This window comes from Mucilaginibacter sp. PAMB04274 (assembly GCF_039634385.2).
Taxonomy (GTDB): Bacteria; Bacteroidota; Bacteroidia; order Sphingobacteriales; family Sphingobacteriaceae; genus Mucilaginibacter.
This window is the reverse complement of record NZ_CP155081.2, coordinates 3,280,848-3,296,633: the sequence shown is the minus strand read 5'-3', so window position 1 is coordinate 3,296,633 and position 15,786 is coordinate 3,280,848. Positions and strand designations below refer to the sequence as shown.

The 15,786-nt window shown below is 42.0% G+C and carries 14 protein-coding genes; 3 read left to right on the top strand and 11 right to left on the bottom strand.

Features of this window, described 5'->3' with window-relative positions; all coding sequences use genetic code 11:
• Positions 1-3: 3 nt before the first annotated feature.
• Positions 4-234: a hypothetical protein gene (locus ABDD95_RS13885; RefSeq protein ID WP_345947934.1), complete on the top strand. Its 231-nt coding sequence runs from the start codon at positions 4-6 to the stop codon at positions 232-234.
• Position 235: 1 nt separating this feature from the next.
• Here ABDD95_RS13885 and ABDD95_RS13880 read toward each other — a convergent pair whose 3' ends face one another.
• Complete coding sequence (locus tag ABDD95_RS13880; protein ID WP_345947933.1) at positions 236-880, bottom strand: HAD family hydrolase; 645 nt, start codon at positions 878-880, stop codon at positions 236-238.
• Positions 881-1,054: 174 nt separating this feature from the next.
• Here ABDD95_RS13880 and ABDD95_RS13875 point away from each other — a divergent pair, with 174 nt between their 5' ends.
• On the top strand, positions 1,055-2,308 hold the full coding sequence (locus ABDD95_RS13875; RefSeq protein WP_345947932.1) for a metallophosphoesterase: 1,254 nt from the start codon (positions 1,055-1,057) through the stop codon (positions 2,306-2,308).
• A 125-nt stretch (positions 2,309-2,433) separates the two neighbouring features.
• Here the strand turns inward: ABDD95_RS13875 and ABDD95_RS13870 are convergent, their stop codons facing one another.
• The 10 genes from ABDD95_RS13870 to ABDD95_RS13825 all read right to left on the bottom strand — a co-directional run bounded on the left by ABDD95_RS13870 (position 2,434) and on the right by ABDD95_RS13825 (position 14,000).
• On the bottom strand, positions 2,434-3,240 hold the full coding sequence (locus ABDD95_RS13870) for a hypothetical protein (protein ID WP_345947931.1): 807 nt from the start codon (positions 3,238-3,240) through the stop codon (positions 2,434-2,436).
• Positions 3,241-3,347: 107 nt separating this feature from the next.
• Positions 3,348-4,286 (bottom strand): phosphatase PAP2 family protein, encoded by a 939-nt coding sequence (locus ABDD95_RS13865; RefSeq protein ID WP_345947930.1) that lies wholly within the window; start codon positions 4,284-4,286, stop codon positions 3,348-3,350.
• Position 4,287: 1 nt separating this feature from the next.
• Positions 4,288-4,908: a sterol desaturase family protein gene (locus tag ABDD95_RS13860; RefSeq protein WP_345947929.1), complete on the bottom strand. Its 621-nt coding sequence runs from the start codon at positions 4,906-4,908 to the stop codon at positions 4,288-4,290.
• Positions 4,909-4,914: 6 nt separating this feature from the next.
• Positions 4,915-5,496, bottom strand: coding sequence for a DUF4833 domain-containing protein (locus ABDD95_RS13855; RefSeq protein WP_345947928.1), 582 nt, complete (start codon positions 5,494-5,496; stop codon positions 4,915-4,917).
• Between the two features lie 9 nt (positions 5,497-5,505).
• On the bottom strand, positions 5,506-6,222 hold the full coding sequence (locus ABDD95_RS13850) for a CDP-alcohol phosphatidyltransferase family protein (RefSeq protein WP_345947927.1): 717 nt from the start codon (positions 6,220-6,222) through the stop codon (positions 5,506-5,508).
• A gap of 27 nt (positions 6,223-6,249) precedes the next feature.
• Positions 6,250-8,766 carry a DUF5686 family protein gene (locus ABDD95_RS13845; protein ID WP_352432907.1) on the bottom strand — a complete coding sequence of 839 codons (2,517 nt, stop codon included), beginning with the start codon at positions 8,764-8,766 and terminating at the stop codon, positions 6,250-6,252.
• A gap of 577 nt (positions 8,767-9,343) precedes the next feature.
• Positions 9,344-10,666: an inositol-3-phosphate synthase gene (locus ABDD95_RS13840; RefSeq protein ID WP_345947925.1), complete on the bottom strand. Its 1,323-nt coding sequence runs from the start codon at positions 10,664-10,666 to the stop codon at positions 9,344-9,346.
• 33 nt (positions 10,667-10,699) lie between these two features.
• Positions 10,700-11,683: an NAD-dependent epimerase/dehydratase family protein gene (locus tag ABDD95_RS13835; RefSeq protein WP_345947924.1), complete on the bottom strand. Its 984-nt coding sequence runs from the start codon at positions 11,681-11,683 to the stop codon at positions 10,700-10,702.
• Complete coding sequence (locus ABDD95_RS13830; protein ID WP_345947923.1) at positions 11,680-12,798, bottom strand: hypothetical protein; 1,119 nt, start codon at positions 12,796-12,798, stop codon at positions 11,680-11,682. The genes ABDD95_RS13835 and ABDD95_RS13830 overlap by 4 nt, the downstream gene beginning before the upstream one ends.
• A complete protein-coding gene (locus tag ABDD95_RS13825; protein ID WP_345947922.1) occupies positions 12,795-14,000 on the bottom strand; it encodes a pyridoxal phosphate-dependent aminotransferase family protein in 1,206 nt (401 codons plus the stop codon). Before ABDD95_RS13825 ends, ABDD95_RS13830 begins: the two co-directional genes overlap by 4 nt.
• Before the next feature lie 334 nt (positions 14,001-14,334).
• On the opposite strand from ABDD95_RS13825, the gene ABDD95_RS13820 reads away from it, so the two are divergent.
• Positions 14,335-15,786: a TolC family protein gene (locus tag ABDD95_RS13820; RefSeq protein ID WP_345947921.1), complete on the top strand. Its 1,452-nt coding sequence runs from the start codon at positions 14,335-14,337 to the stop codon at positions 15,784-15,786.

The following is a 15,786-nucleotide window of genomic DNA, read 5'->3' as shown; positions in this document are numbered from 1 at the left end:
CTTATGAACAAACAATTTATGTTGCTATCCAAAAGCTGCTTCCTTGCAACGGTTTTTGTTACCTTGCTTATAACAGCCTGCCAGTCGCCATCAAAAAAGCAGCACCAGGATAAGTTGCAAAAGGCCAATACCTTGCAAAATCCGAATGCTGAGGCCACCACCGACCCCGAAAATATGATTGGCAGCGGCAATTTAACAGATAGTACGCGTACTGATACTGGCGTTCGGCGTTGAGTTATAGCAATTCTTTCAATTCGCTGAATTGTGCAACTGTAGCTACCGGGTCGCCTTGTACATCACCAAATCCATATGCCGCAAATATAATGGGTACGCCTGCTTTAACAGCACTGTCATAATCGCCTTGTGTATCGCCAACGTATACCGGGTTTTTCAGCTCGAAATCTTGTACAACATCTATAATGTTTTGAAACTTGGGCTGGCCTTTGGTTCCATAACACTGGTGTCCTTTAAACAGCCTGTCCAAATTATTTAACGTCAGGAAAGTTTCAATGTAACCGCACTGGCAGTTGCTCACCACAAACAACTGGTATTTGGTATGCAGGTATTCCAGCGTAGGTATCAGGTCGGGGTATAAATCTCCGCCTTTGGCGTTTAATGTGTCTAGCTCGTACTTCGCACTTAGCGCCTTAAACTCATTGCGGCGTTCTTCGGTAAGGTAAGGCGCCAGCTTCTCAAAAATCGCATCATAAGCCATCCCGGCAATTGAGCGTACAATATCCTGAGTAACATCATCTTTTACAAAATCAAGTTCTTCCTTGGCTTGTTGCCAGGCAGCGGCCACGTTAGCGGTCGAATCCCACAGGGTTCCGTCAAGGTCAAATATAATGCTGTCAAAGTTGTTCTTTAGTTCGGTATTCATATAAAATTAGTAAGCGGCAAAAGTAAGGGATTATATAAAAGGGCTTTGTTTTTAATTCGTAAAAGTTAACGTAACTAAGTGCTAATTTTAGCGGTATGGCCAGCAACAAATAATTACATTAACCTGTTAGTAATCATCCCAATATTGGGCATCTTGCAACATTTAAGTTAGATTATGCGTCACGGTGGTTTTTTTCAGCTGTTTTTAATATTCATAGTCATCAGTATTTTGATGGACTTGTATGTTCATCAGGGCTTGCGCACCTTACTTTTAGGTAATAGTAAAACTACCCGCCGCGTTATTTTGTGGGTTTATTGGGTAATCAGTTTAGGTGTAGTAATGCTGTTTTTGCTTAGTTTGAGCAGTGCCAGCAAGCCGCCCGGCATGAAACCTTACCATCAATGGGTGCTTAGCCTTTTCCTGGGCTTTTTGGTAAGCAAAATTGTGTTTATCCTGGTGCTGGTAATGGGCGATGCCTATCGTTTGATAGCCGGCCTGGTTAACGTAATCCGTAAAACGCCCGAACAAGGTAGCTATATACCCTCGCGGCGCAAATTTGTAAGCGAGGCCGCCGTACTGCTGGCTGCTGTACCGTTCAGCTCTTTTTTGTATGCCATGTTTAAAGGCAAGTACGATTACCGGGTACATAAGCAAACGTTGTATTTTAAAGATTTGCCCCAAGCGTTTGACGGGTTCACCATCACCCAGCTATCTGACATACATTCGGGCAGCTTTGATAGTGCTGCAGCCGTACAGCGGGGTATTGATCTGGCCAATGCCCAAAAGTCGGACCTGTTTGTATTTACCGGCGATTTGGTAAATAATGTAGCCAGTGAGATTGAACCTTACATAAGCCAGTTTGGCCAGTTAAAGGCTCCCTATGGGCAATACTCTATTTTAGGTAACCATGACTATGGCGATTATGTAGAGTGGGGCAGTGCCCAGGAAAAAGCAGACAATTTGCGAAAATTAAAAGAGAACCACAAAGCTTTAGGTTACCGGTTGCTGCTGGATGAAAACCTGGAGCTGGAAAAAGAAGGGCAAAAAATTACGCTTATCGGCGTTCAAAATTGGGGTAGGGGATTTATACAGATGGGAAGTTTAGATAAAGCCTTACAAGGCGTAGATCCTGCTGCGTTTAAAGTATTGCTCTCACATGACCCTACGCACTGGGAAGAGATTGTCCGGTACCACCCAACCCAAATTCATCTAACCTTATCGGGCCATACACATGGTGCCCAGTTCGGTATCGAGACTGATAGCCTGCGCTGGAGCCCGGTAAAATACCGCTACCTCAACTGGGCCGGCATATTGGAGCAAAATAAACGTTACCTATATGTAAACCGTGGTTTCGGCTTTCTGGCATTCTCCGGTCGCCTGGGCATTTGGCCGGAGATTACAGTAATTGAATTAAAGCGGAAAGCATAAAAGACCAATTCCAGCCACCCTGCTTAGCATGTTGGCAACTGCCCAAGGACCTCCCGCCGCATTCTTTTGGTACGAAAAAAGCACGACTTGTAGAGGTCGTGCTTTTTTGTATATGCTAAGTTACCTTATAATGAAACTGTTTTCACGGTATCGTTTGATAAAGTACTTGATGGCGTTTCCCAGGCAATGGAAGGAACGGCCGATTTAATTACGTCGCCGCTTCTTTTCTTGCTAACAACTGCATATACTTTTTTCTTGCTTTGCAGCTTTTTGGCTTTTAAAGCAGCAATGGCCAGTTTCTTCTGGTTCTCGGCCCAAACTATCTCTTCTTTCTTTATTGTTGCATCCAATCCTTGAAAAACGTTCTCGCTGGCCGGAACACGGATGTAAGTGTACAAGCGGCTGTAGCTCTCTTTAACACTTGAATCCTGCGCTGTCAATTTGTTACGCAGTGCAAGTTTATGCGCTTCGCGTAAGTCTCTTTTAGCCAAGTTATAATCCTTAATATCTATTTTAATGGCAGCCAGATCAACTAAACTGCTCACTATGGCCGGGGCCGAATTCTGTTTGCGCGAAAGCGTGTTAGCTTGTAAAATAAACCATTTCGCTTGTGCAAACTTACGCTGGTTACGGTAAGCTTTTGATAGGTTGCTATAGCTGGTAACCAGGCCGGTTGTGTCATCATGCTTGTAATATACCTTCATGGCAAGCATGGTGTAATTAATAGCGTTTTCCTGATTAATGCGTTTGCTGTAGGCGTTGGCAGGGCTCTTTGCTTGTAAGTAGCAGTTAGCCATTTGTGTGTAAATGCTGGCTTTCTGCGTATCATCCGTGGCTAATTGCAATTGCTGTTTTAAGCTATCTAAAGGAGTAGCGAATGCAGCCGCTCCAAACATCCCCAGGTATATATATAGTAAAACTAATTTTTTCATAAACAAGCACATATGTATTTGTATTGATTGTAATACAAATAGCATGCCTATTTACAAATTATTATATTAAACGCTAAAAATGTGAATAACTAATAAATGTGGAAAACCTATTGTAGGATGGCCTCATACCTATCGAGCCAGCCGCTTATGGTTTTCGACTTAGCTACAATGAGCCTGAACAACGCTATGCCAATGGCTGCGGTAGCTATGCCGGCTAATACATCCAGTACATAATGGTGGCTGGTATAAACAGCTGAGAACCAAATGCCTGCTGTTACTGTAATAAAAAACAGGTTAGCCCAGCCCAGCCGGTTCTTAATGCCATAATAAACTACAATAAGCGGATAACTGGAGTGCAGGGAGGGCATAGCCGCAAATACGTTTGAGCCCTTGGCGTAAATAGACTTAAACAGGTTGATGTTAAAGTAAGCATCAAACTTAGAAAGGCCGGCCGTATTGCCGGGAGTAGCTTGTACAAACTGAAGGCCGTGGTATTGAATGTACCAGGGTGGTGCGGCAGGGTAGGTGTAGTATACTACAAAGCCAAGCAAGTTAACCAATACAAATGTTAAGGAAAAATATAAGAACTGGCGGCGGCGTGTAAAGAAAAGATAAGCCGCAAAACCAAGGGGTACTGGTATCCAGCACAGGTAAAACAAACCGGTGAGTATATCTAAAAAAGTAATACCGTGTATACGCCAATACTCATTAGGGGTAATAACATTACCGGTCTCATTTATACCAAATATGTTTTTCTCGAGGTTATAAAGGCCCGATATATGTACATCGCTGTACTTATAATTGGGAAAGGCCTTCATGTAATCAAAAATTATCCAGTATACAATGAAAATGGAAAAGCCTAATACAAATTTGCGTGTAACGCCCGATGAAAAGTATAACGTAAAAAATATTCCTATTAAAACCAGCTGATCGGTTTTAAAACCTACCAGCAGGTAAGAGCACACTAAATAGGCAATAGATAAAAGTACAACAGTTAATATGCGTTTAGATGAAACTGTTGCGCCTCTGGTAAGGGCAAAGCTCATTTTATTTTTTAGCAAAGTCTGACCGGAAAACTTTATCCCAAATGGGCGAGCTTACACCATACCCTTTCGATGGGTCCTGATAATGGTGAAGCATGTGGTGTTGTTTAATGCGTTTCCACATGCCACCCTTAAAGTTAAAGTGGTGTATTGCGTAGTGGGAAATATCGTAAATTAAATAACCTATCAAAAAGCCCGGGAAAAAGGAATAGATATAGGTAGGCGGCAACATCCAGTTAAACAGGAAAAATAAGCCTAAGGCCATTGGGATACTGGCAGATGGTGGCATTACCAGGCGTTTGGCATCGCTGGGATAATCGTGGTGTACACCATGAAATATAAAGTGTATACGCAGAGCCCAGGGTGCTTTAGGCACAAAATGGAACACAAAGCGGTGAAGCACGTACTCGGCAAAGGTCCAAAATGCCAGGCCGGCCAAAAGTAAGCCAAAGAAACCTGCTGTAGTAACCGTGCTTTTAGTAAAAGCCAAATAACACAAATAGCTAATTACCGGCACATATACATACAGTGGAACGGTATAATGAACTTTGGATAAAGCTTCTAATAAGTCGCTTTTAAACATCCTTACAGACTCACTTGAGTTGGAAACGTAATTTCTTTTCATCACTAATCAGGGTTTGAAACGTTCAGTAACTTCTTTACCAGTTGCAGGATCCGTTCCTTTAAACTCCACAAACCGCACGTTGGGAACCCAAAACGATCCTCCTTCAATTTTAACAAAAATTCGGTTAACTATAAGTTGCTTTTGTGAAATTGTTGCGAAGATATGATATTTTCCGTCGGCAGCCTTCATTAAAGTGAGCGGAAACTTCTTGTATGATACAAATCTGACATCCCATTTACCATTACCTAATGATTTTGAGGTAACACCGTAGGCAAACTTGCGTTGTATGTAGCCCAAGTCTTCTTTTTGCCCCTTCTCATTATAACGTATCCAGTAAGGATGCACCGGTTCATCTGCATCAGGCTGGCCATCGCTATCCAGTTTCAGCTCGTAAACTATGGTATTGGGGTTGGGGTTGCGCTGTACATAAAACAAGCGGCCTACGTTTGCAGGTAAGGCAGGGAATGGGTTGCCCGGTAATTTGTAAAGGTTTTTAACCGTATCGGCCGGGGCAGACTTGGCTGACGCTGTCTTATTAGCGCCGGTGATCAGCAATAAAATGCAGCTGATTGAAAATAGAAGCTTCATGTAAAAAGATTATGCCTCGTTTTTGGCTTCCAGAGCTTTTTTAGCATCCCTGAGCCTGTTGAAAGCTGTTATATTGGTTAGTACCGCCAAAATGGTGATAGGTATGGTAAAGATAGACATGGTTTCGAACACATGATATTTAATGCCAGGTACGAATAATTTATATTCTCCGCCAAGATACTGTGAGCTAATGCCGCAAGCCATTGCACATACGCCTATGGTTACCACACGTTCGGGGCGCTGCATGAGGCCGCCTTTGCATTCAATGCCTAAGCCTTCGGCACGTGCACGTACGTAGCTCACCATCATAGAGCCAATCAAAGCTATAAAGGCAAAAATTGAACTTAAAAAGTAGTGGTTAGCCACCAGGTAATAACATATACCCAAAAACATAATCAACTCGCTATAGCGGTCAAGCACAGAATCGAACAGAGCGCCGAAAACCGATTTCATGTTACCCAGACGGGCTACTTGCCCATCGAGCATATCAAACAAGCCGGCAAACAGGATCAATGCACCGGCCCAACCCACTTCAGATAGGTCGTCGCGGGTGCCTTCCTCGGCACCGAATATAAAGATAGCGGCTACGCCCACGTTAAGTATGAAACCGATAAGCGTAACAATATTGGGCGTAAGACCTATCTTAATGAGCACCTTTACAAAAGGGTCGATGATACGATAGATGCCAAGTTGCAAATTGGTACGCAACGATGTTTCCTGAGCCATGTTAAAAAATAATTTGCGCAAAAATAATTAAAAAATGAATTGTACACGCGCCCGAATGCCCCAGTCGGCAATGTTCGGGTGATCAAGGTAATTGAAACGCTTAACTGCATCGATTCTAAGTACCTTAAAGATATTTTCGATGCCCACACTTCCCTCAACATACGGTTTGCTACCTAACGAGTAGGTGATAGGCGCACCGTTGGCTTCCTTCGGAAACTCATACAATGACGGGTGCAGAGAAGGGTCGTTCTCATTGCGTACACCGCCCCATAACGATTTGAATGAAGCCACTTCACGCCACTTCAATTTCCTGAATAGCGGAATACGATTGAACAGCAACCCATGAAAATGCTGATCGATATTAATGCTTGCATAGTGATCGCTCACAAACTCTAAAAAGTTCATCAGGTTGTAAGAGATGGGATCGTAAGCAAAGGTTTGGTTGGCCCGGTGTATATTGAGCAAAGGGTAGGGTACGGTACCAAAGGTATTACCACCCTCAAGCCAAACGTCGGCATCGCCAAGCTTTTTTAAATAAAAGTGTTTGTAGATATTGAGCGATATATCTTGATAATTATACTCTCCGCCCAGTACGTTTTTAAATCCAGCTTTATAATCGAGCGTGATAATAGGGTATCGGTTAATAAAGGCTTTGCGATAAATCTTACCCTGGTAAAATTCCTCGTGAGGAGCGTAACGCAACTGTAAGCTTGCCTGCGATGTAGTTAAGTTTTGTACCTGATTTGGAATATTATTGTTGCGGGTTATAAAGTAAAGCGAACCAGCCGGCGTTTGCGTGAGTTTGCGCAAGCCTAAACTAAACGAAAAATGGTTCGAAAACTCTTTGACGTAATCAATGCGATAATCATCGTTGTAAATGTATTTGTCGTTATTTCCGCGTTTAAATGACAACAGAAAATTGTCCTCACGTAAAAACATCAGCTCTTGGCCGGGTATGCGGGTATCGCGCTGAAAGCTGGCACGTATATAATTTTGCGGAAAGCGATAAACAGAATTTTTATTGAACGACCATATCCCGCTCAGAAAGTATTTCCATTTTTGATCTTTAAAGCCATAGGCAGCATAAGTTTCCAGCAATACACGCTTACTAAAATCGATATTAGTACGACCGCCAAGGCGTAGCCTGAAACCCTCAACCGGATTAAAACTGTAAAATGCGTTGGCCGGGCCAATATCAAACGGTCCTACGCCTTTATAACCAAATACAAACAGCTGTGCTATATCCACAATGCGCTTAAATGATTGCATGCGGCCCAGGCTGTCAATGTTAGTGTATACCTGTGCTTGTGCTTTAGATAATGTATCCTGACGGTTTTGAGCCCAGAAATCGTCGCTGCGGTGTTTCACTTCATCCGAAGTAATTTCATTGCGGCCTTCATAAGTTGTATCCGGACGAGCAATGTTAAAAGCATAGTTTTGGTAACTCACATAGCGCTGGCCAAACAAACCGCGGTCTTTTGTTTTCGACAGACCAAAATCGGCCATAGTATTGCTTTTGCTTAGCACATACTTACCTTGTGCATTCTTTGCAAAATCAAGATTAATGTGCATCTCCTTAACCCAGTTTAAGTTAATGCGGCGGTTAATGGTGAGGTTGGCTTTTTGCACTGCATAATTGCCATCAAGTGTTATAAAAATACTGCCCTCATACAATACATCGTTAGTGTTACGCGGCGTAAAGCTTAGTTGTACCAACTTGGTATTATCAACTACAACGGTATCGGTAATAAAAAATTTGTAGTTACCTGGGGCGTTGTCTGATATGGGGCTTAAAAACTCGTTGGTAACCAGCACTGTGCTGTTAGCATAAATATCTACGTCCTGGTAAAGGTGCTTAAAGTAGACGCCAATACCCTCGCTGTCTATGAAGCTGCCAAAGTTTACGCCTTTTTCGCCAATAACTTTAGTTTTTTTACGCTCCGGGTTTTTGCTGTAGTAGTATTGATAAACGCGCTCGTTCAAATAAATGGGTAACAGGTTTTTGCCGGGTACAGTGGTAGTATCGCGGTTGTCGAGTAAAAACTTATACTTTTTAAAAAGCTTTTTGTCGCTAAAAGCCGGAGATACGTTAATGAACGAAAAGTTTAACCGCTCGTAACCCTTGTATTCCAGATAGTTATAGCTCTCAGGACGGTTCTTGTCTTTATTGGCTATAACTTTTCTAATCAATTCAACAGCCGGATTATCACGGTTAGTGTATTTTTTCTTTTTGGATGATTGTATAACCACCTCGCTTAGCTGCTTGTTATCAGGCTGCAGGCGTATATTAAGCGATTGTTCTTTACCGGGCACAACAGTAAAAGTGGCTGTTACATAACCAATAAAAGTAGCCTTTATTTGTGTGTAGGCCGGGTTTGTAGTAGCTAACCTGAATTGTCCTTTTTCGTCGGTGGTGGTGCCAATAGTAGTACCAGCAAAACCAACTGTTACATATGATAATGGTCGCCTGTTGCCGGCATCGGTAACTGTACCGGTAACTATAGTAGTACTCTGACAAAATGCAATAAGGTTACTGCAAATCATCAACATGAAAAGTAGGAAAGATCTTGTGTAATTGTTAAGGTGCATTATATACTAATAGGGCTCAAAGCAACAACATTCCTCTTTCAGCAACTGATGCCGGTTGAGTATTATTACCAGCTTGGTTGCAATAATTAATTATTTAAGGTATGGTAAAGTAATATGTTTGTGAACCGATATTACTTATATATATAGCTGCTTTAATGTACAAAAATAAGCAAATTGCTGAGAGTAAGTAAGATAAATTAATCAATTGATTAATTTTTACAAAACTCTGTTACAAGCAATTATAGGCTACGTGATTTACAAGAGACGAGGTTGCTGTTAGTTCGGCAAGGGAGAGTGTTGTCATAATAATGTGTTAAGGTACCATCATAGACGTTGTTATAGTCGTTTCGTTACAAGTAGATAACAAAAAATGTTGCTATGTAAGGTTTGTGCTAAAAGGGGGAGCTGAAAAGAGACCTGCATGAAATTATCGTTTGTTAAGCTGCCGGTACAGTATACTACTCAAATGCCCGTAAAACAAAAACGCCTTACAGAGACTGTAAGGCGTTTTAAATAGATGACTAATCTAAAATTACATTGCATCAACTACTTCCTGGTAATAATCTAAACCCAGGTGGGTGATCAGATCTTCGCCCATCATGTGGCGCAGGGTATTTTGCAGTTTGGTTAATTGTTTAAAGATGTCGTGCTCAGGTGCTAATCCGGGTGCAGTTTGTGGCGATTTTAAGTAGAATGATAACCATTCTTGAATACCACTCATGCCGGCACGCTTAGCTAAATCAGAAAACAAGGCCAAATCTAAAGCAACCGGTGCAGCTAAAATTGAATCGCGGCAAAGGAAGTTGATTTTGATTTGCATCTTATAACCTAACCAGCCAAAAATGTCAATGTTGTCCCAGCTCTCTTTGCTATCGCCGTGAGGAGGGTAGTAGTTGATACGTACTTTGTGGTACATATCACCGTACAGATCAGGATTGGCTTCTGGCTTGAAAATTTCTTCTAATACGCTCAGTTTAGAAACTTCTTTTGTTTTAAAGTTATCCGGATCATCCAATACATAACCATCGCGGTTACCTAAAATGTTGGTAGAGAACCAACCGTTAACGCCTAAAGCGCGCGCAGCCAAACCTGGGGCAACGATGGTTTTCATCAAAGTCTGGCCAGTTTTGAAATCTTTACCAGCAATTGGAGTTTCGGTGTATTTGGCCAATTCAACCAGTGCCGGGATATCAACTGTTAAGTTAGGAGCGCCGTTTACAAACGGAACGCCTAATTTTAAAGCTGCATAAGCGTAAAGCATACTTGGTGCAATTAGCTTGTCATCGTTAGACAAACCTTGCTCAAATGCAACAATGCTTTGGTGAACTTCAGATTCTTCAAAGTAAACTTCGGTTGAACCACACCATAAAACTACCACGCGGTCTAAACCGTTTTTCTCCTGAAAGTTTTTAATGTCTTCAATCAACTCGTTAGCCATTTCTAAACGAGTACCGGTTTTTACGTGAGTACCGTCGAGATTTTTGGCGTAGTTTTTATCAAACGCAGCTTTCATTGGCACAATAGCCTCCAGCTCAGCTTTAACAGAGTTTAATAAACCTGGCTCTAATACCTCAGCGGTAACGGCTGCTTCGTATACGTTATCTGAATATACATCCCATCCACCAAAAACGATATCAGTTAAGTTAGCCAGGGGCACAAATTCTTTAATCTTTGGGTAGCGGTTTTCTGTTCTTTTGCCCAGGCGGATATTGCCCATTTGTGTAAGGGCACCAATTGGCTTAGACAAACCTTTGTTTACTGCCTCAACACCGGCAATTAGGGTGGTAGCAACCGCACCCAAACCCGGAATCAGTATGCCAAGCTTGCCATTAGCAGGTTTAACGTTGTTTTCCATTTTTCTTATTTTTCTACTTTATATAATATACGGCTACAGCCATTTATTTGCTTTATACCAGTTCAGGGTCTCGTTCAAGCCGCTGTTTAAATCATACTGCGGATAAAATTCAAGTTCCTTCTCAGCTTTCTCGATACTGCAAATCCAGTTTACAGCGGTTAACTCGTTCAGCTTTTCAATATTCAGAGCCGATGGTTTTTTGGTAATCCGGCTAACACCTTCGGCTATACCGGCTATTACACGTACAAAACCTACAGGCAAATGTATTTTAAAAGTATTAATGCCTAGTAAGCGTTTTGTAATATTTGCAAGCTCATAACGGTCGTACCGTTTGCCATCCGACAATAAATACGCCGATTGATTGCCTTTTGTTAAACCAAGTATACAAGCCGTTGCCAAATCCTTCACATAAATAAAGCTCAGGTATTGATCTATTTTACCTATATAAGGCTCAAAACGACCAGCAAACTGCTTTAGCACAATTAATATATCCTTATCGCGCGGGCCATAAACAGCCGTAGGACGCAAAATTACGTAGTTTAAGGAAGTGAACTTTTTAAGTTCTTCTTCTGCCCGCCTTTTGCTGTGGCCGTAGGCCGTAACGGGCAACTGCTCGTTCTGTTCGGTGATTATACCTTCAACCGTAGCAATCGGACCCATAGCAGCCAGACTGCTTATAAACACAAATTTTTTAATCCGGCCTGATGCTACCGCGGCCTTAGCCAGGTTTACTGTATAATCGGTATTAATGGCGTCGTACTCGGCTGCAGAGTTGGCTTTGGTTACACCTGCTGCATGTATAATATAATCGTACTGATTTTGCTCAATCTCGGCAGTGAGTGCTTCTACACTATTAAAATTAGTATAGGCGTATTGTATATTAAACTCTTTTAAATGATCAACCTTACTGCTTTTACGCACAGCGGCAAAAACCTCAAGATTGTTTTTTATTGCTGCTTCAATTAAATGATAACCTACAAACCCACTGGCACCGGTAATTAATACCCGTTCACTCATATAGCCTTTTCGTAAATGCGGTATGTTTTGTATGGGTCGCCTCCAATGGCTTCAATGGCTCTGTTTACCATTTCATTGTTTTCCAGCGTCCATGAAGCTTCTGCATACTTATAATCTTTGCGGCGATACTCCTTTATAATGGTACCATATAAACAGGCTTCAATACCCAGTTTACGATGGCCTTCTATTACGCCTAAAAGCATAATACGTATACCATTAATCTTCTTTTTGTTAAGTAACAGCTTAAATATACCGGTTGGTAACAACCTGCCCTTTTTAATGGTCTTTAAGATTTGGTTTATATCGGGTATAGCCACACCAAAGCCTACAATTTTACCATCTTGCTCCGCAACGTAAGCAAAATCAGGGTCGAGAATAAGTTTTAGATCTTTAGCAGTGTAATCAAATTCCTCGTTGGTCATTGGGAAAAAGCCCATGTTTTTATCCCAGGCATGGTTGTATACATCCCGCAACCTATCGGCCTCTTCCTTGAAATTTTTAAGGTTTATTTTACGTATAATAACATTACTATTCCGTTGCAAGCGCTCCTTTAACTTATCGAGCATCTGGAGCGACTTGTCGTTATAGTTCTGTCCTTTCCAGCTCCAGGCAATCAGATCAACCTGTTTGTGCAGGCCAACTTTTTCCAGCAACTCTACATAATAAGGCGGATTGTAAGGCATCATTACCACCGGAGCGCTGTCAAAGCCTTTCACCAGCAAACCGCAAGTCTCGTTAGTAGACGGATTTGCAGGGCCAACCAATTTATTAACGCCTTTTTCTTTTAACCATTTTGTGGCCGCGTCAAAAAGGAGGTTTGCCACCTCCTGATTATTTACACAGTCAAAAAAACCAAAAAAGCCATCGCTGGCGTTATTGAATTTGTTGTGGTTGGTGTTAAAGATAGCTGCAATTCTTCCGGCAATCTTACCATTATCATACGCTAAAAAGCATTGTAATGATGAGTGTTTGTGGAAGGGGTGGGTGGTTAGCAGGTCGCGCTGGGCGATGAACAGTTCCGGAACATAATTTGCGTCATTGGCATACAAATCGTGCGGAAAGTCGATGAAAGCGGCAAGTTCCTTTTTGGAACTTACCGCAGTAATGTTGATCATATTTTTTCTTTAACAGTGGTTACACCCACCTCTTTAAATACGCGTGATATTTTGTCTACAGCTTCGTCGATCTGGTCGAAAGTGTGCGTGGCCATTAATGAGAAACGCAGTAACGATGAATCGGAAGGCACAGCCGGAGATACAACCGGATTAACAAACACACCATTGTCTTGCAGTAACTTGGTTACCATAAAAGTTTTGGCATTATCACGTATATATATAGGCAATATCGGGCTTTCAGTAGGTCCAAGGTCAAAGCCTTCGTCTATCAGAAGCTTCATGGCATAATTGGTGTTATCCCATAGTTTCTCAATACGTTCAGGCTCCGTTTCTATAATATCTAAAGCAGCAATTACACTAGCTACCGATGCCGGAGGCATACTCGCGCTAAACATTAGTGAGCGCGCACGGTGCTTTAAGTAATCAATAGTTGCATGATCGGCAGCTATAAAACCACCTAATGATGCAAATGACTTACTAAAGGTACCCATAATCAGGTCAACGTCATCGGTCATGTTAAAGTGAGAGGCAGTACCCGCACCTTTATGGCCAATCACACCTAAGCTATGCGCATCATCAACCATTATGTTAGCACCATATTGCTCGGCAATAGCAGCAAGTTCAGGCAGCTTAACAATATCACCTTCCATGCTAAAGATACCGTCAACGGCAATAACTTTCACAGCCTCTTCCGGTAGCAGCGCCAACTTGCGTTGCAGGTCCTGCATGTCATTATGAGCGTATTTTATAACACGCGAAAATGATAAGCGGCTGCCGTCAATGATAGAAGCGTGGTCGTATTCGTCTAAAATTAAGTAATCGTTACGTCCTGTGATGCAGGATAACACGCCTAAGTTAACCTGAAAGCCGGTGCTGAAAAGCACTGCAGCTTCTTTGCCAACATAAGCGGCCAGCCTGTTTTCTAATTCAATATGTATATCAAGTGTGCCGTTCAAAAACCTTGAACCGGCACAGCCAGTACCATATTGGTCGGTAGCTTTCTTCGAAGCTTCTTTAATCTTTGGATGGTTGGTTAAACCTAAATAAGAGTTCGAACCAAACATCAGTACCCGCTGTCCATCAATAATTACTTCAGTGTCCTGTCCCGACGTGATTGGTCTGAAAAATGGGTATAATCCCTGTTTTCTGATGTCTTCAGCGTCTGTAAACTGAGCAATTTTATCATGTAGTCTTTTACGCATGTATTAACCCTGCTTAAATTTTTTGTAAAAATACCAATCAAAAAGCTTAAAACTTATACTTGATATGTAAATTTTTTAAATATTGTAGTTTAACCCAATATTATGTATTCGGCAAAGTAATCAAAAATTTTAGAAATCATTATCACAGTTTTCTAAAATGTTTTAAAATATCCTACTTTTTTTCAAGCTATACGCCAATTACCTTTTTTGTGTAAAAATTTTATTCATAACCTGCTTTCCATTGTAAAAAGTGCAATTTTTGCGGCACCTCTAATTACTAAATGAAAAACTAATAACTGTGTCCTACGTTCTGTAGGAGCACCGGGTATTGCTTATGAAAAAAATTGTTCCGTTCTATATTATAACTTTTTTAATTGTTACGCCCTGTATGCTCTTTGCACAAAGTGTAAGAGATACAACAGCTACTAATTTAACCTTACAACAGTGCATAGATTTTGCATTGCGCAATCAACCAGGCGTGCGCCAGGCCAATATTGATGAAGATATCAATGAGCGCGATATACGCATAAGTCTGGCCGCATGGTTACCACAAATCAACTCATCGGGCAGTTACCAGCGTTATTTACAGCGTACCACTATAGGTACAGGCGCCAATGTAGGAACAGGTAATACAGGTGCCGGGGGAGCTGGTACAGGCACAGGCGGCACCGGAAACGGTGGCACAGGCACTGGAACAGGCACAGGCGCTGGTACTGGGGGAGCAACCGGTGGTACGCAGCAATCCGCGTTAGCGCTGGCCAACAATGTGTCTTCGTTAGGTGTGCAGGCCAGTCAGGTACTTTATAATAATGATGTGTGGCAAGCTTCGAAAGCATCCAAGTATTCACGCCAGTATTACAATCAGAATACACAAAGTGTAAAAATTGATGTGGTAGCTAATGTTAGCAAAGCTTTTTTTGATGTATTGCTGTCGCAACGCCAGCTGGATATTATTGAAGAAGATATAGCCCGGCTGCGTCGCAATTTAAGAGATGCCACATCACGTTACCAGGCCGGCGTTACCGATAAAATTGACGCCAAGCAGGCTACTATTGGCTTAAATAATTCGCTGGCTACACGCAAGCAACTAACGGAGCAGGTTAACAGCCGGACAGCTTTTTTAAAGCAGCAAATGGGTTACCTACCGCAAAGACCATTAAACCTGCAGTTTGATTCGACCCGTTTAGAGCGCGAGATAGCCGTTGATACCAACCAGGTGCTTAATGTGAACAACCGCATAGAGTATAGCTTGCTGGAAACGCAGAAGAACCTGCAAAGCATTAATGTTAGTTATTACAAGTATGGTTTCCTGCCGTCACTATCGGCTGTGGGTTCTTACAACATGTTATACTTTAATGACAACTTCTCCAAGCTATACCGCGACGCTTTTCCAACCTCGCTGGTGGGTTTGAGCTTAAGCTTACCCATATTTCAAGGCGGACGCCGTTTGCATAACTTAAGCAAGGCACGCCTGCAGGTGAAACGTGTTGATCTGGATTTGGAAAATACCCGCAATGCTATTAACACCGAATATGTGCAGGCTTTAGCCAATTATAAAAGCAACTTCAGTAATTACCAGTTCCTGGGGCAAAATGTGGAGCTTGCCCGCGATGTATATAAGGTAGTAAGCCTGCAATACCGTGAGGGTGTTAAAACCTATCTGGACCTGATTGTAGCGCAAACCGATCTGCGTACCGCCGAATTGAATTATTATAACGCGTTATTCCAACTATTATCCAGCAAAATTGATTTACAGCGTGCGCTTGGAACACTGCCTGTGCGCTAA

Excerpts from the sequence above, each read along its gene's own strand:
- ABDD95_RS13825 (WP_345947922.1), bottom strand. The coding sequence starts at position 14,000 with ATGCGTAAAAGACTACATGATAAAATTGCTCAGTTTACAGACGCTGAA.
- ABDD95_RS13855 (WP_345947928.1), bottom strand. The coding sequence starts at position 5,496 with ATGAAGCTTCTATTTTCAATCAGCTGCATTTTATTGCTGATCACCGGC.
- ABDD95_RS13840 (WP_345947925.1), bottom strand. The coding sequence starts at position 10,666 with ATGGAAAACAACGTTAAACCTGCTAATGGCAAGCTTGGCATACTGATT.
- ABDD95_RS13865 (WP_345947930.1), bottom strand. The coding sequence starts at position 4,286 with ATGAGCTTTGCCCTTACCAGAGGCGCAACAGTTTCATCTAAACGCATA.
- ABDD95_RS13845 (WP_352432907.1), bottom strand. The coding sequence starts at position 8,766 with ATGATTTGCAGTAACCTTATTGCATTTTGTCAGAGTACTACTATAGTT.
- ABDD95_RS13870 (WP_345947931.1), bottom strand. The coding sequence starts at position 3,240 with ATGAAAAAATTAGTTTTACTATATATATACCTGGGGATGTTTGGAGCG.
- ABDD95_RS13875 (WP_345947932.1), top strand. The coding sequence starts at position 1,055 with ATGCGTCACGGTGGTTTTTTTCAGCTGTTTTTAATATTCATAGTCATC.
- ABDD95_RS13850 (WP_345947927.1), bottom strand. The coding sequence starts at position 6,222 with ATGGCTCAGGAAACATCGTTGCGTACCAATTTGCAACTTGGCATCTAT.
- ABDD95_RS13835 (WP_345947924.1), bottom strand. The coding sequence starts at position 11,683 with ATGAGTGAACGGGTATTAATTACCGGTGCCAGTGGGTTTGTAGGTTAT.
- ABDD95_RS13820 (WP_345947921.1), top strand. The coding sequence starts at position 14,335 with ATGAAAAAAATTGTTCCGTTCTATATTATAACTTTTTTAATTGTTACG.
- ABDD95_RS13830 (WP_345947923.1), bottom strand. The coding sequence starts at position 12,798 with ATGATCAACATTACTGCGGTAAGTTCCAAAAAGGAACTTGCCGCTTTC.
- ABDD95_RS13860 (WP_345947929.1), bottom strand. The coding sequence starts at position 4,908 with ATGAAAAGAAATTACGTTTCCAACTCAAGTGAGTCTGTAAGGATGTTT.
- ABDD95_RS13885 (WP_345947934.1), top strand. The coding sequence starts at position 4 with ATGAACAAACAATTTATGTTGCTATCCAAAAGCTGCTTCCTTGCAACG.
- ABDD95_RS13880 (WP_345947933.1), bottom strand. The coding sequence starts at position 880 with ATGAATACCGAACTAAAGAACAACTTTGACAGCATTATATTTGACCTT.